Below are 20,711 nucleotides of genomic sequence, written 5' to 3' on the forward strand. Positions count from 1 at the left end.
GCAGGAAGCCCTCATGAGAACACCGCTGACCGCGCCAGGTAACTGGCTGACACGCCCGCTGATTTCACTGTTTCTGTTGCTGGTCATGCTGAGCATGAGCAGCCAGGCCATGGCGGTTGCCCCCGTGATCACCAACCCGGCCTCCGGCAGCACCTTGCCCACCATCGCGGTGGGTCAGAGCATGAGCATCACCATCAGCTCTGTCGGCGGCACCATGCCCCTGGACCGCTGGGTGGAGTGCGACGCCAACGATCCTGACTACGATGGTGTGACCCCCTGCCTGCCACCGGGCCTGATCCTCGATGCGTCCCCCGGCAGCGCGACCACGGTGTTGCACGGCACCCCGACCACCGCCGGTAACTACACCTTCAGCATCACCCTCAATGACGGCAACAACGATGGCGGGGTCGCCACCTACAACCTGCTGGTCACCAGCTCCGCGACTCCGACCCTGACCTCGGTCACCCCGAACACCGGCAGCACCGCAGGCGCCACCTCCGTCACCCTTACCGGCACCAATTTTACCGGCGCCACAGCGGTGAGCTTTGGCGGGACAGCCGCCACCGGTTACATCGTCAACAACGCCACCACCATCACCGCCACCACCCCGGCCCATGCTGCAGGGGCGGTCAACGTTGCAGTCACCACACCGGGGGGCAGCGCCACCCTGACCAATGGCTATACCTACGCCGTGCCGGCCCCTACCGTCGGCCCGGTCAGCGCCACGGTGGCGGCCAACAGCAGCGCCAACCCGATCACCCTGAGCCTCAGCGGCGGCGCGGCCACCAGCGTCGCCGTGGCCAGCGCGGCCAGCCATGGCACCGCCACCGCCAGCGGCACCAGCATCACCTACACCCCGACCGCCGGTTTCTCCGGTTCCGACAGTTTTACCTACACCGCCACCAACACCAGCGGCACTTCCAGCCCGGCAACGGTGACCATCACCGTCACCCCGCCGACCCTGGCGATAACGCCGACGACGCTGCCCGACGGTACCCAGGGCGCAGCCTACAGCCAGACCCTGAGCGCCACCGGCGGTACCGCGCCGTACACCTACGCGATCAGCGCCGGCAGCTTGCCGGCCGGCCTGAGCCTGAACACCAGCACAGGCGTGATCAGCGGCACGCCGAGCGCCAGTGGCACCAGCAACCTGACCGTCACCGCCACTGACGCCAACAGCGCCACCGGTTCCCGCGCCTACAGTCTGGTGATCAACGGCCTGGCGCCGGTTGCCAACGCCGTCAGCGCCACCGTCGCGGCCAACAGCAGCGCCAACCCGATCACTTTGAACATCACCGGCGGCGCTGCCACCAGCGTCGCCGTGGCCAGTGCAGCCAGCCATGGCACCGCCAGCGCCAGCGGCACCAGCATCACCTACACCCCGACCGCCGGTTTCTCCGGTTCCGACAGCTTCACCTACACCGCCACCAACGCCAGCGGCACTTCCAGCCCGGCCACGGTGACCATCACCGTCAGCGCGCCGAGCATCGTCCTCAGCCCCGGCTCCCTGAGCAACGGCACCGTCGGCACGGCCTACAGCGCCAGCCTCAGTGCTTCGGGCGGCGCCGCGCCCTACAGCTACGCCATCACCGCCGGCACCCTGCCGACCGGCCTGAGCCTGAACACCAGCACCGGTGCAATCAGCGGCACGCCGAGCGCCAGCGGCACCTTCAACCTGACCATCACCGCCACTGATGCCAACAGCGCCACCGGCTCCCAGGCCTATTCCATCACCATCGGCGCCCAGGCACCGGTGGCAGGCGCCGTCAGCGCCACGGTGGCGGCCAACAGCAGCGCCAACCCGATCACCCTCAACCTCAGCGGTGGCGCCGCCACCAGCGTGGCCGTGGCCAGCGCGGCCAGCCATGGCACCGCCACCGCCAGCGGCACCAGCATCACCTACACCCCGACTGCCGGTTTCTCCGGTTCCGACAGCTTCACCTACACCGCCACCAACGCCAGCGGCACCTCCAGCCCGGCTACGGTGACCATCACCGTCAGCGCGCCGAGCATCGTCTTGAGCCCCGGCTCCCTGAGCAACGGCACCGTCGGCACGGCCTACAGCGCCAGCCTCAGTGCTTCGGGCGGCGCCGCGCCCTACAGCTACACCATCACCGCCGGCACCCTGCCGACCGGCCTGAGCCTGAACACCAGCACCGGTGCAATCAGCGGTACGCCGAGCGCCAGCGGCACCTTCAACCTGACCATCACCGCCACTGACGCCAACAGCGCCACCGGCTCCCAGGCCTATTCCATCACCATCGGCGCCCAGGCACCGGTGGCAGGCGCCGTCAGCGCCACGGTGGCGGCCAACAGCAGCGCCAACCCGATCACCCTCAACCTCAGCGGTGGCGCCGCCACCAGCGTGGCCGTCGCCAGTGCGGCCAGCCATGGCACCGCCAGCGCCAGCGGCACCAGCATCACCTACACCCCGACCGCCGGCTTCTCCGGCGCCGACAGCTTCACCTACACCGCCACCAACGCCAGTGGCACTTCCAGCCCGGCCACGGTGACCATCACCGTCAGCGCGCCGACCCTGGTGCTGACCCCAGCCTCCCTCGGCGCCGGTACCGCGGGCAGTGCCTACAGCGCGACTCTTAGCGTCTCCGGCGGCACGGCGCCCTACAGCTACAGCATCAGCAGCGGCAGCCTGCCGGCGGGCCTGAGCCTGAACACCGCCAGCGGCTTGATCAGCGGTACGCCCAGCACCAGCGGCACTGCCAACCTGACCATCACCGCCACCGATGCCAACGGCGCTACCGGCTCCCAGGCCTACTCGATCACCATCGCCGCGGTGGCAATCAGCGTGCCCGCCTCCAGCCAGATCCTCGCTGCGGGCCAGTCGGCCACCGTCGACCTGACCCAAGGCGCCACCGGCGGTCCATTCACCCAGGCCGTCCTGGGCTCGGTCACCCCGGCCTCGGCCGGCCGGGCGAGGATGATGGGCCCGTTCTCGATGCGCTTCGTACCGTCGGCCGCTTTCGCCGGCACCGCGATCGTCAGCTTCAGCCTGCAAAACGGCAGCGGCTCCAGCGCCTCGAGCACCATCACCTTCACCATCCAGGAACGTTCGGACCCCACCAAGGACGCCGAAGTGATTGGCCTGCTCAACGCCCAGACCCGGGCCGCGGAACGCTTTGCCAGCACCCAGATGGACAACTTCAACCGGCGTCTGGAGCAACTGCACCAGATCAGTTGCGACCGCAATTCGTTCAACGCCAGCCTGCGCAAGGAAGGCCGCGAAGTGCCGCTGGGCGAGATCGCCAAGGCCGTCCAGGACCAACTGGGGGCCTCGGCCAACCAGACCGAGCAGGAAAAACGCGAAGCCGCTGCCGCCCTCAAAGACAATTGCCAACAGGATGCCCTGGCGTTCTGGAGCGACGGCTTCGTCAACGTCGGCTCGACCCACGCACGGGGCGCCCGGGACAACAGCTTTACCACCCTGGGCCTGAGCGCCGGGGTCGACTATCGCCTGTCGCCCACGGCCGTTGCCGGGATCGGTTTCGGCTACGGCAACGACCGCAGTGACATCGGCAAGAACCACACCCGCAGCGACGCGGACGCCATCGGCATCGCCACCTACCTGAGCCTGAACCTGGCCCCGCAGGTGTATGTCGACGGCCTGCTGGGCTACAACCGCATCAGCTTCGACTCACGCCGCTACATCACCGGCAGTGCCGATGACTATGCCCGTGGCTCGCGGGATGCCGACCAGTTGTTCGCCTCCCTGACCGCCAGCTACGAGTACCGCCAGGGTCCGTTGTCGCTGACCCCTTACAGCCGCCTGAATGCCAGCACCACCCGCCTGGACGCCTACCGTGAAAGTGGCGGCGGCATTTATGGCCTGTCCTACGACGAGCAGCGCCAGCAGAACTTCACCTCCTACCTCGGCGTGCGCTCGGGCTACGACCTGATGACCCCTATCGGTGTGGTCACGCCCAAGGTCGGCCTGGCCTGGGGCCACAACTTCAGTAACAGCAGTGACTACAAGATGCGCTACACCGACCAGGGCGACGAAGGCACCCTGTACCGGCTCAAACCCGATGCCCTGGACAGCGATTTCGCCAGCCTGGACATGGGGGTGGACTTCAACCTAGGACGCGCCTGGCAACTGGGCGTCTCGTACAAGACCGCCCTGGGCTCGGACGAACGCAACGACACCTTCCGCCTGGGTCTCAACGGTAAGTTCTGAACCCTGGCCACAGATTAGTGGCCCAGGGCTAAACCCCACAGATGGAAATGGCTCCCCTTGAGCCACGACAACAAAACAACACCCCGCCAGAGTCCGACTCTGGCGGGGTGTTGTGTTTTAACAGCGCCGACAAGCGCTCGATCCAGCAGCAGTCCTCAGGCCGTCGGCAGTTGCCCGGCCTCGATTTCCTGGGTCGTGCGCTCCACCGCGCGCCGGGTCTTGTCGATCAACTCATCGATATCACCGCGGGTGGCCACCAGGGCCGGGGCCATGATCATCCGCCCGAAGGTCGAGCGAATGATCACGCCTTCTTCGAAGCCCAGGGTGCGACAGCGCCAGGCGATGTCGTTCTCGTTGGCAAAGCGTTTGCGCGTGGCCTTGTCCTCGGCGAACTGCAGGGCCGCCACCAGCCCGGTGCCCTGGATCTCGCCAATCAGCGGATGCTTGCCGAACACTTCGCGCAGGCATTGCTGCAGGTAGGGACCGGTGTCGTTCTTGACCTGGCTCACCACGCCTTCATCGCGCAGGGCCTTGAGGTTGGCGATGGCCACGGCGGCCGCCACCGGGTGCCCGGAATAGGTCAGGCCATGGGCGAACACCCCGCCCTGCTCCACCAGCACCTGGGCGATGCGTTTGCTCAGCACCAGGCCGCCCATGGGGATGTAGCCCGAGGTCAGGCCCTTGGCGATCGACAGGGTATCGGGCTCGAAACCGAAGTGCTGGTGGGCGAACCATTCGCCAGTACGGCCGAAACCACCGATCACTTCGTCGGCACACAGCAGCACGTCGTACTGGCGACAGATGCGCTGGATCTCCGGCCAGTAGCTGTCCGGCGGGAAGATCATGCCGCCCGCGCCCTGGAACGGCTCGGCGATGAAACCGGCGACGTTCTCGGCCCCCAGTTCGAGGATTTTTTCTTCCAGCTGGCGGGCGCAGCGCAGACCGAATTCGGCGGGCGTCAGGTTGCCTTCGTGGGCGAACCAGTAAGGCTCGTCGATATGCGCCACGTCCGGGATCAAGCCACCCATGTCGTGCATGAACTTCATCCCGCCCAGGGCGGTGGCCGCCAGGGTCGAGCCGTGATAGCCGTTCCAGCGGCCGATCATCACCTTCTTCTGTGGCTGGCCGAGGATCTGCCAGTAGCGGCGCACGCTACGGATCAGCACCTCGTTGGCCTCGGAACCGGAGTTGGTGTAGATGGCGTGGCTGTAGTGCCCCGGCAGCAGGCTGAACAGCAACTCCGACAGCTCCACCACCGCCGGGTGGGTGGTGTGGAAGAACATGTTGTAGTACGGCAGCTGTTCCAGCTGGGCGCTGGCGGCGGCCGCCAGGTCCTTGCGGCCGTAGCCGAGGTTGGTGCACCACAGGCCGGACATGCCGTCCAGGTAGCGCTTGCCGTCGTTGTCCCACAGGTGCAGGCCCTGGCCACGGACGATGACCCGCGGGCCTTCGGCATTCAGCGCCTTCTGGTCGAGAAAGGCATGGATATGGTGCGCGGCGTCGGCGGCCTGGTAGTCCTGGGTACTGCGTTGCGGGGCGTTGTCTGGCTGAGGGTTGGAAGCACTCATGGTCATTCTCCTGCACAGCAAGTGGGTTCAAGGGAAGAGGTTGCAGCGGGCCCCGGTTCGAGGGGCAACAGCGGCTCGGGAACAAACAGTGGCTTGCGCATCACCAGCTTGATCCAGAGCACGGCGATCACCGAGATCACCCCGAGCACCACCCCGGCGCTGCCGAAGATCCGCGCGGTCATCTGCGGCGACGGTGAGACGTGATAGATCGCAAACAGCATGCCGACGATGCCCAGCACCTGAGGCCAGGGGTAGAAGGGTGAACGGAACGGCCGTGGCGCCTCGGGGTAGCGACGCCGCAGGGCGATCACGTCGATGTGCACGATGATGTAGGCCAAGAGCCAGGCCAGGGCCGCGGCCAACAGCAGCAGGCTGATGGAATCCGGGTCCTGGCCCAGCAGCAGGATCGGCAGGCCCGTGAGGGCGGCAATGAACAGCACCGCCACCCAGGGCGTACGGGTGCGCGGACTCAGGCGCTTGAACTGGGGAAAGGCCTGGCCGTTCTGCGCCATGCCGTAGAGCATGCGCGGCAGCGCCGCCAGGGACGAATTGACCGTGCTGCAGGTCGCGGTGATCACCGCGCCCACCAGGAACAGCTTGCCGGCCTCACCGAACACCGAGGTGGCGAAAAGGAAATGCGGCAGCGGGTTGCTCGCCAGTTGCTCCCGGGGAATGCACAGCAGTGCGCCGAGGCAATACAGAGTGATCACCAGGAAAATGATGCTCAGGCCAATGATCATCGAGCGCGGGATATTGCGTTCCGGGTTGCGGGTTTCCTCCACCAGCGGGCAGACGAACTCGGCACCGACAAAGCCCCAGATGGCCATCGCGGCCAACGCCAGCGCCCCCACTTCCATCGGGTTCCAGCCCTGATCCAGCGGCAGTTGCAGATCCGCCTGCGCGCTGCCGATGGCGCCCAGGCCCAGGGTCAGCAGAATCACCACCATCACCACCGCCAGGACCGTCTGCAGCTTGGCGAAGACGTCAATGCCCAGCAGATTGAGCAAGGTGAAGGTGCCCAGCACGCCATAGGCCACCAGCATCGGCGGCAGCGCGCCGGGGTAGACCTTGCCGATGATCAGGTCCAGGAGCAGCAGTTCGGCGGACAGGGCGAACATCGCCACCACCATGTAGCCGGAGAAGGTGGCGAGGATCGCCGGGAAGTGCCCGATGGCCACTTCGGTGTAGCTGCTCAAGCTGCCGGCCCGAGGCACCATCAACGCCAGCTCGGAAAAGGACAGCGCGTAGGTCAGGGCCATCAGATAGGCCAGCAGCAGGGGCATGAAGAAGCCCAGCCCGGCCATCCCCGCCCCTTGCAGCATCAGCACCATCACCCCCTGGGACACCACCAGGCCGACGGCCACCGAGACCAGCGAACCCAGGCCCAGGACCCGGCGCAAACCGCCGCGTTGCAAGGGGCTTGCGGCCCCGATGGAGACACTTGCAGTCATGGCACACACTCCGATTTTTATTGTTGTGGGCCTGCCGCCGAAGCGGCAGGTAAAGACGCGCTCTGACGGCGCGGCACTGGACCTGGCGAGCAGGTCGCAAGGCATGGCTCAGCGCAACTGGAACCAGGTGGTTTTCAGTTGGGTGTACTTGTCGAAAGCGTGCAGCGACAGGTCGCGACCAAACCCCGATTGCCGACCGCCGCCAAAGGGCACGGTGACGTCCAGGGCGTCCACGGTGTTCACCGACACGGTGCCGGCCCGCAGTTGCCGGGCCACCCGGTGGGCACGGTTGAGGTCATCGCTCCACAGCGACGCCGCCAGGCCATAGACGCTGTCGTTGGCCAACGCTACAGCCTGTTCCTCGTGGTCAAAGGCGGTCACCGCCAGCACTGGGCCAAACAGCTCTTCGCGGAACAGGGTCATCTGGCGATCCACGCCAGTGAAAATGGTCGGTTCGATGTAGTTGTCGCTGCCATCGATGATCAGTTGCCGGCCGCCGCACGCCAGCTCGGCGCCCTGCTCCCGGGCGCCCTTGATATAGCCCATGACGCTGGCGGTCTGACGGGCATCGACCATGGCCCCGGCACGGCTGGCCGGGTCCAGGGGATTGCCCGGCCGCCAGTCCCGAGCCTTGGCTTGCAGGCGTTCGACGAACTGGTCATGAATGCTACGTTCCACCAGCAGCCGCGAGTTGGCCGAACACACCTCGCCCTGGTTGAAGAAGATGCCAAAGGCGGCTTTTTCCGCGGCCAGGTCCAGGTCCTGGCAGTCGGCGAACACCAGGTTCGGGCTCTTGCCGCCACATTCCAGCCAGACCTGCTTGAGGTTGGATTGGGCCGAATACTGCATGAAATACTTGCCCACTTCGGTGGAGCCGGTGAACACCAGGCAATCCACATCCGGGTGCAGGCCCAGGGCGCGACCGGCCTCGACGCCCAGGCCCGGCACCACGTTGAGCACCCCTTCCGGCAACCCGGCCTCGAGGGCCAATTCGGCCAGGCGCAGGGCCGAGAACGGCGACTGCTCGGCGGGCTTGAGCACCACCGAGTTGCCCACCGCCAGGGCCGGTGCCAGCTTCCAGGCCGCCATGTCCAGGGGGAAGTTCCAGGGCACCACGGCGCCGATCACCCCCAAGGCTTCACGGCTGATGCTGGCGTGGCTGGTGCGGGCGCCGGGGGCCACCTGATCGTAGAGCTTGTCGACGCTTTCGGCGTACCAGGCGAAGACGTTGGCGGCGCCGGGCACGTCAATGTTCCAGGCATCCATCACCGGCTTGCCCATGTTCAGGGATTCCAGCAGGGCCAGCTCCTCGCGGTGGGCGAGCATCAACTCGGCCAGACGCAGCAGTACCTTCTTGCGTTCCACCGGGGCCATGCGCGCCCAGGGCCCATGGTCGAAGGCCCGGCGCGCGGCGGCCACCGCCAGGTCCACCTCGGCGGCGCCACAGGCGCTGACCCGGGCCAAGCGTTGATTGGTGGCGGGGTTGATGGCATCGAACGTGGCGCCGGACTGGGCGGACAACCGTTGGCCGCCGATCAGCGCCTGGTCAATGAATGTTTGCCGGGCAGCTCGCTGCTGCCAGTAACCGAGATCGAACACGCTGCACTCCCTCGTCGACCGTTGTAACGGCCTGGTTGTTAGGTAGGTAGGGAGGATGGTGCGTCACCGCGAGCGAGAGGAAAAATACTAAAAATATGCTCCGGCACCATGAAAAAGCTCTGTAGCCAAGGCCCTGGGCCGGGCCGCACAAACGCCAACGCCCAGGCCATCCGGGAGATGGCCTGGGGCGTGAAACGGAGCCCGTCAACCGCTGGGCAAGCTCAGGTCGGACGCTCCAGCCAATCCCCCAGGCGCCGCAGCATGGCGTCGCAGGCGTGCAACTGCTCAAGGCTGATGAACTCGTCCGGCTTGTGCCCCTGGTCCATGCTGCCCGGGCCACAGACCACCGTAGGGATACCGGCCTGATGAAACAGCCCGCCCTCGGTGCCGAACGCCACAGTGCCGAACGCCCGCGAACCACTGAGCAGTGCCAGCAGTTCGGCGGCCTCGCTGTCGGCGGCGGTGGCCAGCCCGGGGTAGGCGCTCAAGGGTTGCAGGGCGATCCCGGTGTCGGCCTGTACCGCCTGCATCTGCGGCAGCAATTGGTCTTGGGCATAACGCTGCAGTTCATCCACCACCGCCTGGGCATCGAACTCCGGCAGGGTGCGCACCTCGAAATCGAACTCGCAGTCCGCCGGCACGATGTTCAGCGCCCGGCCGCCCTTGATGGTGCCGGTCTGCACCGTGGAGAACGGCGGATCGAAGCGCGGGTCGTGGTGTTCGGGACGGGCCAGTTGGCCGCCGATCTCCCCCAGCTTGCCGATCAGCCGCGCCGCGTACTCGATGGCGTTGACCCCGTAGGGCGCATAGGCCGAATGACAGGCCGCGCCACGCACCTGGCAACGCATGGCCAGCTTGCCCTTGTGGCCCAGCACCGGGCGCAGTTCGGTGGGCTCGCCGATCAGGCACAGCAATGGCTTGTGCGGGCGCTGCTGCAATCGTTCGAGCATCGGCCGCACGCCCAGGCAGCCCACCTCCTCGTCGTAGGAAAAGGCCAGGTGGATCGGTATGCGCAGCTCTCGCCGGACCAAGCCCGGCACCGCCGCCAGCACCGAGGCGATAAAGCCCTTCATGTCAGCGGTGCCACGGCCGTACAGGCGCCCTTCCCGCTCGCTCAAGACAAACGGCTCGACGCTCCAGGCCTGGCCATCCACCGGCACCACGTCGGTGTGCCCGGACAGCACCACACCGCTGCGATCGCTGGGGCCGATGCTGGCAAACAGATTGGCCTTGGTGCGCTGCGGGTTGTAGATCAGCTCGCTGTCCACCCCATGACTCATCAGGTAGTCGCGGATAAAACCGATCAGCTCCAGGTTGGAGTCGCGGCTGACCGTGGCAAAACCCACCAGCCGCGCCAGCAGCTCGCGGCTCGAATGCTCACTCATTGCCCGGCACTCCGTAGCTGGGCGCCGCCGTGGGGTCCAGTGCCCGGGTCAGGTAGTCCTGCATCTGCGGCCGATAAGCCTGCCAGAGACCGGCCAACTGACCGATGGGGTCTTCATCGGCCCAGTCCACCCGCAGGTCGACGATGGGCCAGGTCAGGTCGTCTACCACGCTCAGCGCCGCCGAGTGCACCGGCCCCGCCTCGCCCCCGGCAGCCATCGCCGCGTGCATGGCCGCCAGCAGGCGCTCGACGAGAATGCCCGGCGTCTGTTCGAACGCCTCGACCATGGCCTCGATCACTCCTGTGCCCGCCAGCAGGTTGCCGGCGGCCACGCATTGTTCGCCCGCCACCGCGTTGTGCAGGCCCAGGGCTTGCTGGCCACTGAACAGCGCCGTGCGCCCCTGGCCGTCGATCACCGTCACCTGGCGGTACTGGCTCCAGCCGTTGCTGCCCAGGGCCTTGTCCAGGGCCGTGCCGGGATCGAGCTTGTGGTTCTCCAGCAGGTCGAGAATCTGCGGCCCCAGGGCCGGCAGGGTCACGTTCTGGGTGGCCACCGCCCCCACTCCCGCTCGCACCCAGGGGCAACGAGCGCCGACGGCGATGCTCGACGAACTGATGGCGATGCCCAACTGGCCGGTTTCGGCACAGCGGCCAACGATGGAAAAAGTCATGGCAACTCCTTGGCCCACTGGGCCTGCATGGACGCTCGACTCGGCGCCGCTGGAAACAACCGCACAGGGGTCACTCGGGAATGACCGCGATCACGTCGATTTCCATGAGCCACTGCGGCTGGCCGAGGGCCGAGACCACCAGGCCAGTGGAAATCGGGAATACGCCCTTGAGCCACTTGCCCACCTCCTGATAGACCGGCTCGCGGTAACGCGGGTCGGTGAGGTAGGTGGTGGTCTTGACGATATGGGACAGGTCGCTGCCGGCTTCTTCCAGCAGTTGCTTGACGTTTTTCATCGCCTGTTCGGCCTGGGCTCGCGGGTCGCCGAGGCCCACCAGCCGACCGTCGAAATCAGTGCCGACCTGACCGCGCACATACACCGTGTTGCCGGCACGCACCGCCTGGCACAGGTCATTGTCCAGGGACTGGTTGGGATAGGTGTCCTTGGTGTTGAACATGCGAATACGGGTATGAGTAGGCATCAGTGGGCTCCCACGCTGTCGAGGTTGTGGATCGGTGTCTCTGGTTGCGCTGAAGTCTGCGTCGAGGACTGCCGGGCTTGGCTGTAGGCCAGGTATTTGCGCTGGGTCGCGATGTGATCGGCGACGTGCTTGGCGTCGTGCCAGACGCCCCAGATAAAGGAGGAACCCCGACGCGACAGCCAGGGCAGGCCGAGGAAATAGACCCCGGGCTCGCGGGACACACCGCGCTGGTGCAGGGGCTTGCCCTGTTCGCTGAAGGTGTCCACCTGCAGCCAGGAAAAGTCCACGGCATAGCCGGTGGCCCAGATGATCGAGGTGATCCCCGCCTCCAGCAGGTCCAGCTGCAGGATCGGCTGCTTCACGCACTGCGGATCAGGGACACGCTGCCGAGCCTCGGGCTCCGGCGGCAGGTCGAGGCCGTTGCGGGCGATATAGGCATCGGCCGCGTCCAGCAGCGCCAGGTAGTTCTCGTCGCCTCGGGCCAGGTTGTCCACCAGGTCAGCCCGGAAGGTCACGCGTTCACCGTCGAAGGCCTGGGTCAGCCCCACCAGGGTGATGCCTTGATGGGCCAGGGCGCGGAAGTCGATGGTCTGGCCGCCGCGGGCACCACTGACAGCAATGGTCACGTGCTCCCGGCCCGGTTTGGCAATCTCCGCATCCCACTCCCCCAGCACCCCGAGCCACCAGCAGAAGTCCCGGCCACGGTAGGCCCGCGGCGGACGGTCATGGGCGCCCACCGACAGGTAGACCTGGCGCCCCGCTCGCTGCAGCTCATCGGCGATCTGCACGCCGGAGGAACCCGCCCCCACCACCAGCACCGCACCCGCCGGCAGTTGCTGCGGATTGCGGTAGGCGGCGGAATGGATCTGCTCAACCCGTGCATCCTTGGGCGCAATCGGCGGAATCACCGGGCGCTGGAAAGGTCCGGTGGCGGCCACCACGCGCTGGGCCTGGATCACCCCCTCGGAGGTCTCGACGGTGAAGCCGGGGCGTCCGACATTGCGCTGCACCTTGCGCACTTCCACACCGGTGCGGATCGGCGCATTGAACTGGCGGGCATAGGCCTCGAAGTAGTCCGCCACCTGATCCTTGGCCGGGAAGGCATCGGCAGGGGTATCGAATTCCAGGCCGGGAAAGCGGTCATGCCAGGCCGGCCCGTTGGCCACCAGCGAGTCCCAGCGTCCGGTGCGCCAGGCCTCGGCGATGCGGCTGCGCTCCAGCACCAGATGGGGCACCCCGAGCTTGCTCAGGTGTTCGCTCATGGCCACGCCGGCCTGGCCCGCGCCGACCACCAAGGTATCCACTTGTATTTGTTCTACGGTCATGTGTGTGTCCTTCTGCAAGACGAAGGGCGTCAGCGCAAGCGCTGGACACCTGGTTCAGAACCCGGGTGTGAGTCGGATGCAGCAGATGGTGCGACAGACGTCGGCGAAGGAAAATGACTAAAAATGTGCTCCCTGGATAAGAAAAAACGAGGCAGCACGAGGGCCTGCGGCCCAGGGTTGCACGAGGCCGGACTGTGATCGGGGACGTCCGGGCGTTAACCCGCGGCCATCAGACTGATCAGTTTGGCCGTTCAGATGATTACCCGGCGAAAATGCATTTCCGTGCTTTCGATCTGCAGGCACTGAGGGCACAATGCCTACCTTTTTGGCTGGCCCTGCCGGAGACCCTGAAATGATCAAGACGCCGTACTACCTCATCGACAAGCAGAAGCTTTTGAGCAACATGCAGAAGATCGCCTACGTGCGCGAGCAGTCCGGCGCCAAGGCCCTGCTGGCCCTCAAGTGCTTCGCCACCTGGTCGGTGTTCGACCTGATGCAGCAGTACATGGACGGCACCACCTCCTCGTCGCTGTACGAGCTCAAGCTCGGCCGGCAGAAGTTCGCAGGCGAAACCCATGCCTACAGCGTGGCCTGGGCCGACGATGAGATCGAGGACATGCTCGCCAACTGCGACAAGATCATCTTCAACTCCATCAGCCAGCTGCAGCGCTTTGCCGATGCCTCCAGCGGCAAGGTCCGCGGCCTGCGGGTCAACCCCCAGGTGAGCAGCTCGGACTACCTGCTGGCCGACCCGGCGCGCCCGTTCAGCCGCCTGGGCGAGTGGGACCCGGCGAAGATCGAAGGCGTGATCGAACAGATCTCCGGCTTCATGTTCCACAACAACTGCGAGAACGGCGACTTCGGCCTGTTCGACCAGATGTTGACCACCATCGAAGAGCGCTTCGGCCACCTGCTGCACAAGGTCGAATGGGTCAGCCTCGGCGGCGGCATTCACTTCACCGGCGAGGACTACGCCCTGGACGCCTTCTGCGCGCGCCTCAAGGCTTTCTCCGAGAAGTACGGCGTGCAGGTCTACCTGGAGCCGGGCGAAGCCGCCATCACCCAGAGCGCGTCCCTGGAAGTGACCGTGCTCGACACCCTGTACAACGGCAAGCACCTGGCGGTGGTGGACAGTTCCATCGAAGCCCACATGCTCGACCTGCTGATTTATCGCTTGAACGCCAAGCTGTCACCAAGCACGGGTGAACATACCTACATGGTGTGTGGCAAATCCTGCCTGGCCGGGGACATCTTCGGCGAATACCAATTTGATCGTCCGCTGGCCATCGGCGATCGACTGTCGTTCATCGACGCTGCGGGTTACACCATGGTCAAGAAAAACTGGTTCAACGGTCTGAAAATGCCGTCCATTGTCGTGAAACAACTCGATGGCAGCATCGACGTGGTGCGCGAGTTTGGTTTCGAAGACTACCTGTCCAGCCTTTCCTGAGCGGACAGACACGAGGAGAAGTAAATAAATTGAAGAAGAATGTTCTTATCATTGGTGCAGGAGGTGTCGCCAAGGTGGTGGCCCACAAGTGCGCGCAGCACAACGACGAACTCGGTCGTATTGCTATCGCGTCGCGCAACATCTCCAAATGCCAGGCCATCATCGACAGCGTCAAGGCCAAGGGCAGCCTCAAACAGCCCGCTGAAATAAAAGCCTTCGCCCTCAACGCGCTGGACATCGAAGCGACCAAGGCGCTGATCCGCGAAACCGAATCGCAGATCGTCATCAACGTCGGCTCCGCGTTCCTCAACATGTCGGTGCTGCGTGCCTGCATCGATACCGGTGTGGCCTACCTGGACACCGCGATCCACGAAGAGCCGGGCAAGATCTGCGAGACCCCACCCTGGTACGGCAACTACGAGTGGAAGCACCTCGAGGAATGCCAGGAGAAGAAAGTCACCGCCATTCTCGGCGTGGGCTTCGATCCGGGCGTGGTCAACGCCTATGCCGCCCTGGCCAAGCAAGAACATTTCGACCGCATTGATTCCATCGACATTCTCGACGTCAATGCCGGTTCCCACGGCAAATACTTCGCCACCAATTTCGACCCGGAAATCAACTTCCGCGAATTCACCGGACAGGTGTGGAGCTGGCAGGACAGCCAGTGGACCAGCAACACCATGTTCGAAGTCAAGCGTACCGACGACCTGCCCGTGGTCGGCTCGCAGAACCTGTACCTGACCGGCCACGACGAAGTGCACTCGCTGTCGAAAAACCTCGACGTGCCCAACGTGCGCTTCTGGATGAGCTTCGGCGAGCACTACATCAACGTGTTTACCGTGCTGCGCAACCTCGGCCTGCTCTCCGAGCAACCGGTCAAGACCGCCGAAGGCCTGGAAGTGGTGCCGCTCAAAGTGGTCAAGGCCGTGCTGCCTGATCCGGCCTCCCTGGCCCCGGGCTACACCGGCAAGACCTGCATCGGTGACCTGGTCAAGGGCACCAAGGATGGCCAGCCGCGCGAAGTCTTCATCTACAACGTGGCTGACCACGAAGAAGCCTACGCCGAGACTGACAGCCAGGGCATTTCCTACACCGCCGGTGTACCGCCAGTGGCTGCCGCCCTGCTGGTCGCCCGTGGCGAGTGGGACGTGCAACGCATGGTCAACGTTGAGGAGCTGGCGGCCAAGCCGTTCCTCAAGGCGCTGGACGTGATGGGCCTGCCGACCCGCATCAAGGACGAGCATGGCGACCGTCCTTGGGACGCCGCCATCTGATCCTGCCCCACCCACAGCGGGCGCCGACCCAGGCGCCCGCTGTTCCCCGCCCTGCAACATCTTTCGTTTGTGCGCCGCTTTTGCATTTCTGTGCGACAGATCCCACATCCGGGACTCCCGCCGCCCTCCTTCGTAGTGTTAGCTTGGGAACGTTTCTGTCTGAAACATCAGACACTTCCCACTCATCACCTGCAAAGGAATGCCCTCAACAATGGATTTTTCTCTCAAGCACCTGGCTGCGGCCACCCTGATGCTCGCCAGCCTGTCCGCGTTTTCCAACGCCGCCCAGGCCAATATCACCCCGCAACAGAGCGCGGCCATCCTCAAGTCCTTCAGTGACCACTCGGTCAGCGACTTCCGTCAGTTCCTCGGCAGCCTGGCCAAGAGCGAAGCGGGCAAGGACGCCAACCTGGGCCCGGCCATCAGCGCCTTTCTCGACAACAAGAGCCTGTCCGCCGAACAGCAGAACGAAATCCATCGCCTGCTGGGCCTCTACGCCCGGGTGAAGTACGGCAAGGCCGCCACCGAGACCCTGCGTGAACTGGTGGCCATTCCCACCTTCAACATCGACGGTGTGCCGCAGTACAAGAACCCCGAGTTTCTCAAGATCGCCGAGAAGATCCAGGGCCTGGCCAAGGCCTTCAACCTGAACTTTCGCAACATCGACAACCGGGTCTACGAGATCTCCCTGGACGGCACCGGCGACGAAGTGGTCGGCATCCACGCCCACGCCGACGTGGTGCCGGTGACCCCGGAAAACTGGGTGCTGGAAGACGGCACCCGCCTCGACCCGTTCAAGGTCACCCTGATCGGCGACCGCATGTACGGCCGCGGCACCGAGGACGACAAGAACGGCATCGTGGTCGCGCTCTACGCCATGAAGATCATCAAGGAAGAGAAGCTGCCCCTGGCGCGCAACTTCAAACTGCTGGTGGACACCACCGAGGAAACCAGCGGCGACGCCATCCCCTACTACTTCGAACGCAACCCGACGCCCAACTACAACCTGGCGCTGGATGGCGGCTACCCGGTGGTGATCGCCGAGAAAGGCTACGGCACGGTGATGGCGACCTTTGCCCGGCGTGCCGCCGAAGGCAAGGGCGCGGAAATGACCGGGCTGACCGGTGGCCTGGCCACCAACCAGATTCCTTCCACCTCGGTGGCCACCTTCAAGACCGACACCCCCGCCGAACTGGTGGCCAGCCTGCAGCAAGCCGGTGCCGCCTATGCCAAGGCCAACGGCGGCAACTTCCAGGTCACCGCCAAGGTGGTGGACAAGGATGTGCAGTTGACCGTCACCGGCGTGTCCGCCCACTCCTCCGAACCCGAGTCCGGGGTCAACCCGGTGGCGCGGATGCTGGACTTCATCAACAGCCTCGACGGCAAGATCGCTCTCAAGCACAACGCGTTCACCGACGGTGCCCGCTACGCCGCCGACAACTGGGGCCTGGACTACCTGGGGAACAAGCTGGGCATCGGTTTCGCCGACGCCTTCATGGGCCCGCTGACCACCTCCCCGACCTTCGTCGGCGTGGATGACAAAGCCTTCAAGCTGGCGGTCAACCTGCGAGTGCCCAAGGGCAAGACCCCGGACGTGCTGAAGGCTGAAATCACCGACAAGCTGGCGGCCTGGAGCAAGAAGACCCAGGTGGCGGTGACGCTCGACACCTCCATCGCCGCACCGATGTACCGCAACCCCGAAGGCGAATGGGTCAAGGCCTTGCTGGCGGTGGCCAGCGAGAACCTGGGCATGCAACACCAGTTCGGCACCTCCGCCGGTGCCACCTCGGTGCATGAACTGCCCAACGGCGTGCAATTCGGCCTGGCGCGGCCCGAAGTCAAGTACACCGGCCACACCGACAACGAGTTCAAGACCGTGGACCAGTTCCTCCTGGACTTGCAGATCGTCACCGAGATGGTCGGGCGTATCGGGCAACTGCCCAAGCTTTGACACACCTGTCGGACCCGCTGCAATGGCGGGTCCGATGACCTTGTTCCGATTGATTGCCCAGCGCCTTCTATACTCCCCTCCCATAAGCCATTCGGCATTTTCCTGTCCATTTTTCCGAACGTCATCAAGGCCCAGCCAAGCGTTTGCGAGGCCGTCAGTGGGTCACGGAGAGTTCAATGAACAAGCTGGGTGTCCTCCTGCTGGCCTGCACCGTCGGCCTACTGGCGCTGCTTGCGCCCCTGTCGCTGTCCCTCTACCTGGCCCAAAGCCAGGGCCGTGAAGCGGTCATGTCCTCGTTGCACGAGGTGGCCAACGACGTTCTGGAGCGTGCCCGCCTGCAGCGCGCGCAGATCAATGCCGCCATCAGCCAGCTCAACCAGCAACCTCCTCAAGCCTTCTGTTCCAGCCAACAGCTCCAAGACATGCACAGACTGGTACTGGGCTATCGCCACATCGTGGGCATGGCCGGCATGGCCGGCTCGACGCTGCTGTGCAACACCCTGCAAGCCCAAACCGAACCCCTGGCGTTGGGCGCTTTTTCGGGCCCGGACCCCAGCGGCCTGCGCTTCTGGAACAAAGTACAACTGCCCGGTCTGCCGGATCAGGTGTTTGCCGTGGTGGCCCGGGACAACTACGCCGCCATCATTCACCCCGACTTTGCCCTGGACCTGCTGAATCAGCAGTCATCGGTGTCCAGCGCCTTCCTGCAAACCCGGCTGCGCAGCATCATCGGCCAGCGCGGCGTGGTGAAGGAGCAATGGGTACAGCGCTACAGCGGCGATGGCAAAGCGCTGGAATTCGAAGATGACGGCTACTTCGTCGTCATTGTGCCGGCGTCCAACAGCGAAACCGCGGCATTGGCCGCCCAATCCTCATCGGTGGTGGCCGAGCGGGTACGGCGCCTCGCGCTGATCATCGCGCCTTTGGGACTGGTGCTGGGCCTGCTGTTGGCCGCTCTGGTCGCCTATCTGGCCCGGCGCCGCCTGTCCCTGAAGGGGGAGTTGCAAGCGGCCTTGGAACGCGACGAGTTTTTCATCGAGTACCAGCCCATCATCGACTTGCACAATGGCCGCTGCGTCGGTGCCGAGGCCCTGGCGCGCTGGCGCACCCAGGGCGGCAAGCTGATCAGCCCCAGTGTCTTCATCCCCATGGCCGAAGCCAACGGACTGATCCAGCGCATCACCGCCCGGGTCATGGAAATCGTGGTGCGCGATGCCGCGGAACTGCTGCGCGCCGATGAACGCCTGCACATCGCCATCAACCTTTCCAGCGAGGATCTGAAGACTCAGGACGCCGAACAGCGCTTGAAGAAACTCTCCGAAGAAGCCGGCATGGGACCGCGCAGCCTGATGGTGGAAATCACCGAGCGCGGCCTGATGGACCCCGACAAGTCCCGCGCCGTACTACTGGCGGTCAGGGCCAACGGTTTCCAGGTGGCCATCGACGACTTCGGCACCGGTCATTCCAGCCTGTCGTACCTGGCCACCTATGAGTTGGACTACCTGAAGATCGACAAGATGTTTGTCGACACCCTGGGCACCGACGCCCCCACCAGCCTGGTGACGATGCACATCATCGAACTGGCCCGCTCCCTGGGCCTGCAGATGATTGCCGAGGGCGTCGAAAATCCGCTCCAGCGCGACATTTTGCGCAAACATGGCGTGCAGTATGCCCAAGGCTGGCTGTTCGGCCGCCCGATGAGCATTCAGCAACTGCGGGAGTTCATCGATCAGCATCCGGGGGATGGGACCGGGGACGTCGCAGAGAGTCAGGCCGCCGGCGGCTTCAACGCCGGGTAGCTGACATCCCGCAGTACCCCGATGTAGCCGCCATAGAGATTCGCCGCAGGCAGCAACTGCCGCGCTGCCAGTTGTTCATGCAGGCGGCGCAAATGGTAGAACGGCACGCGTACATAGAGGTGATGCTCGATGTGGTAGTGAATCCCATGGGGGCCGAAGAAGAAGGTCTGCCCGTTCGGACGCACGATGCTGCGGGCGTTCTGGCTCTGGTCAGCATGAGCGGGCAAGCCGGCGTGCTCCATCAGCGCCCGGACCCGGCCCATCAAGGGCAGCAAAGTGATGGCCGGCAACAACCACAAACCCAGGTAGAGCCAGGGGTGCCCGAACGCACTCAGCAAGCCGAACAGCACGCCGTTGGCCAGCAGCATTGAACAGGTCTCCCAGGACACCTGCCTCGCAGACTTGTCGACCTTGGGCATGATGGTGCGGTAATCACCCCGGGCAAATTTGCAGGCACTGATGAAGTAGCCCACCCCAAACAGGTCCGCCAGCAAGCGCCTGGCCAGCTTGCCCCGAGGCAGCGGGTAGTCCCCCATGCCAAACACCGCCATCACCGGGTCGTCATGCAGCATCGGCTGCCGGTGGTGCTTCAGGTGGCCGGCGCGGTAGGTGGCCATGGAAAGAAACAGCGGGCCAGCCGCCAACAGCTGACCCACGCCATCATTGAGTGCCTGCCGGCGCAGGAGCAGGCCGTGGGCACTCTCATGCATGATCACCGCCAGGGCCAACTGGCTGCGGGCAATGATCAGCGCCGCCAACAGGTAGGTGACCGGGTGCGGCCAGCGTGCGGCACAGACCAACGCGGCAGCGATCAGCAGCCAGTCGGCCAGCAGCGCCAGCATCCCGATCCAGGGCTTGAGGACAAACAGCTCGGCGGCCGGGACAAAGGCCTTGAGCGCCTGATTGTCGCCGGCGCGGGCATTAGGCTGGGACACGGGCATGGGTTCCTTGTCGTTGGGTGGCCAGGGCGCAGGCCAGGGCCAGCAGGAGGCCGCCTGCGACATCCAGCAACGTGTGTTGCTTGAGGGTCAGGGTCGACAGGCAGATCAACAGGCCGGTGATGCCGATCAGCCATTTGCCAGGGTGGGACCAGAGCGCACGGCAGGCCAGGCACGTTACCGCCACATGCAGGCTGGGACAGCCGTTGGACGCCAGGTCCAGCTGCCACATGCGGCTCAGGCGCTGATGCAAAAAGGCATTGTCGAGGTTGCCAAGATCGGGCCTGGGCAAGTGTTCGGGGAACAGCCAGAAACACAGGAGGGCAATGGCGAAAGCCATCCCCGTGGCGTTCTTGAACATCCTGAACGCTTCGGCACTGGCGTAGGTCGCCGCCAGCAGCACGAAGGGAAAGAACAGCACGTACAGCCACCAGGACTGGGCAATGAAAGGAATCCATTCATCCAGCGGCGTGACCCAGGTGTAGCGCGGCGTGATCAGTCGCTGCACGCCGATGAAAATGCTCAGGCCCAGCAACAGGCCCAGCAGCGCAACCAGCGTCTGTCGATAGCTGGCTCTCGGGGTCGGGCTGGGCAAGGGATTGCTCATGGCTGCTCGCTTAGTGGATGC

14 protein-coding genes are annotated in these 20,711 nt (G+C 65.0%); 5 read left to right on the plus strand and 9 right to left on the minus strand.

The features are described from left to right. Positions 1-13 precede the first annotated feature (13 nt). Positions 14-4,192, plus strand: a complete 4,179-nt coding sequence (locus tag LOY69_RS17820) for a putative Ig domain-containing protein (RefSeq protein WP_265073329.1) — start codon at positions 14-16, stop codon at positions 4,190-4,192. A gap of 155 nt (positions 4,193-4,347) precedes the next feature. On the opposite strand, the gene LOY69_RS17825 is transcribed toward LOY69_RS17820, so the two are convergent. The 7 genes from LOY69_RS17825 to LOY69_RS17855 form a co-directional block, all read right to left on the minus strand. Further along, a complete protein-coding gene (locus LOY69_RS17825) occupies positions 4,348-5,760 on the minus strand; it encodes an aspartate aminotransferase family protein (RefSeq protein WP_102863080.1) in 1,413 nt (470 codons plus the stop codon). Between the two features lie 2 nt (positions 5,761-5,762). Next, on the minus strand, positions 5,763-7,211 hold the full coding sequence (locus tag LOY69_RS17830; protein WP_265073330.1) for an APC family permease: 1,449 nt from the start codon (positions 7,209-7,211) through the stop codon (positions 5,763-5,765). A gap of 108 nt (positions 7,212-7,319) precedes the next feature. Next, on the minus strand, positions 7,320-8,810 hold the full coding sequence (locus LOY69_RS17835; protein ID WP_265073331.1) for an aldehyde dehydrogenase: 1,491 nt from the start codon (positions 8,808-8,810) through the stop codon (positions 7,320-7,322). Positions 8,811-9,031: 221 nt separating this feature from the next. Further along, the gene (argE, locus tag LOY69_RS17840) at positions 9,032-10,195 is read right to left on the minus strand and encodes an acetylornithine deacetylase (RefSeq protein ID WP_102880185.1); all 1,164 of its coding nucleotides are present in this window, start codon (positions 10,193-10,195) and stop codon (positions 9,032-9,034) included. Further along, on the minus strand, positions 10,188-10,865 hold the full coding sequence (locus tag LOY69_RS17845; RefSeq protein WP_102880184.1) for a DUF1028 domain-containing protein: 678 nt from the start codon (positions 10,863-10,865) through the stop codon (positions 10,188-10,190). Before LOY69_RS17845 ends, argE begins: the two co-directional genes overlap by 8 nt. A 70-nt stretch (positions 10,866-10,935) precedes the next feature. Beyond that, positions 10,936-11,346, minus strand: a complete 411-nt coding sequence (locus tag LOY69_RS17850) for a RidA family protein (protein ID WP_011061806.1) — start codon at positions 11,344-11,346, stop codon at positions 10,936-10,938. After that, complete coding sequence (locus LOY69_RS17855) at positions 11,346-12,671, minus strand: flavin-containing monooxygenase (RefSeq protein ID WP_265073332.1); 1,326 nt, start codon at positions 12,669-12,671, stop codon at positions 11,346-11,348. The genes LOY69_RS17850 and LOY69_RS17855 overlap by 1 nt, the downstream gene beginning before the upstream one ends. A gap of 352 nt (positions 12,672-13,023) precedes the next feature. On the opposite strand from LOY69_RS17855, the gene LOY69_RS17860 reads away from it, so the two are divergent. The 4 genes from LOY69_RS17860 to LOY69_RS17875 all read left to right on the plus strand — a co-directional run bounded on the left by LOY69_RS17860 (position 13,024) and on the right by LOY69_RS17875 (position 19,145). Beyond that, positions 13,024-14,121 carry a carboxynorspermidine decarboxylase gene (locus LOY69_RS17860; protein WP_102863074.1) on the plus strand — a complete coding sequence of 366 codons (1,098 nt, stop codon included), beginning with the start codon at positions 13,024-13,026 and terminating at the stop codon, positions 14,119-14,121. Positions 14,122-14,150: 29 nt separating this feature from the next. Continuing rightward, positions 14,151-15,395, plus strand: coding sequence for a saccharopine dehydrogenase family protein (locus LOY69_RS17865; RefSeq protein ID WP_102863073.1), 1,245 nt, complete (start codon positions 14,151-14,153; stop codon positions 15,393-15,395). Positions 15,396-15,606: 211 nt separating this feature from the next. Continuing rightward, on the plus strand, positions 15,607-17,346 hold the full coding sequence (locus LOY69_RS17870; RefSeq protein ID WP_265073333.1) for a dipeptidase: 1,740 nt from the start codon (positions 15,607-15,609) through the stop codon (positions 17,344-17,346). A 176-nt stretch (positions 17,347-17,522) separates the two neighbouring features. Next, complete coding sequence (locus LOY69_RS17875; protein ID WP_110596520.1) at positions 17,523-19,145, plus strand: EAL domain-containing protein; 1,623 nt, start codon at positions 17,523-17,525, stop codon at positions 19,143-19,145. On the opposite strand, the gene LOY69_RS17880 is transcribed toward LOY69_RS17875, so the two are convergent. Further along, positions 19,115-20,080, minus strand: coding sequence for a fatty acid desaturase family protein (locus LOY69_RS17880; protein WP_265073334.1), 966 nt, complete (start codon positions 20,078-20,080; stop codon positions 19,115-19,117). The genes LOY69_RS17875 and LOY69_RS17880 overlap by 31 nt on opposite strands. Next, positions 20,067-20,690: a phosphatase PAP2 family protein gene (locus LOY69_RS17885; RefSeq protein ID WP_213665427.1), complete on the minus strand. Its 624-nt coding sequence runs from the start codon at positions 20,688-20,690 to the stop codon at positions 20,067-20,069. Before LOY69_RS17885 ends, LOY69_RS17880 begins: the two co-directional genes overlap by 14 nt. Between the last annotated feature and the right edge of the window lie 21 nt (positions 20,691-20,711).

Origin of the sequence: Pseudomonas sp. B21-059 (assembly GCF_026016285.1) — a bacterium.
In the GTDB taxonomy this organism is placed as follows: Bacteria; Pseudomonadota; Gammaproteobacteria; order Pseudomonadales; family Pseudomonadaceae; genus Aquipseudomonas; species Aquipseudomonas danubii.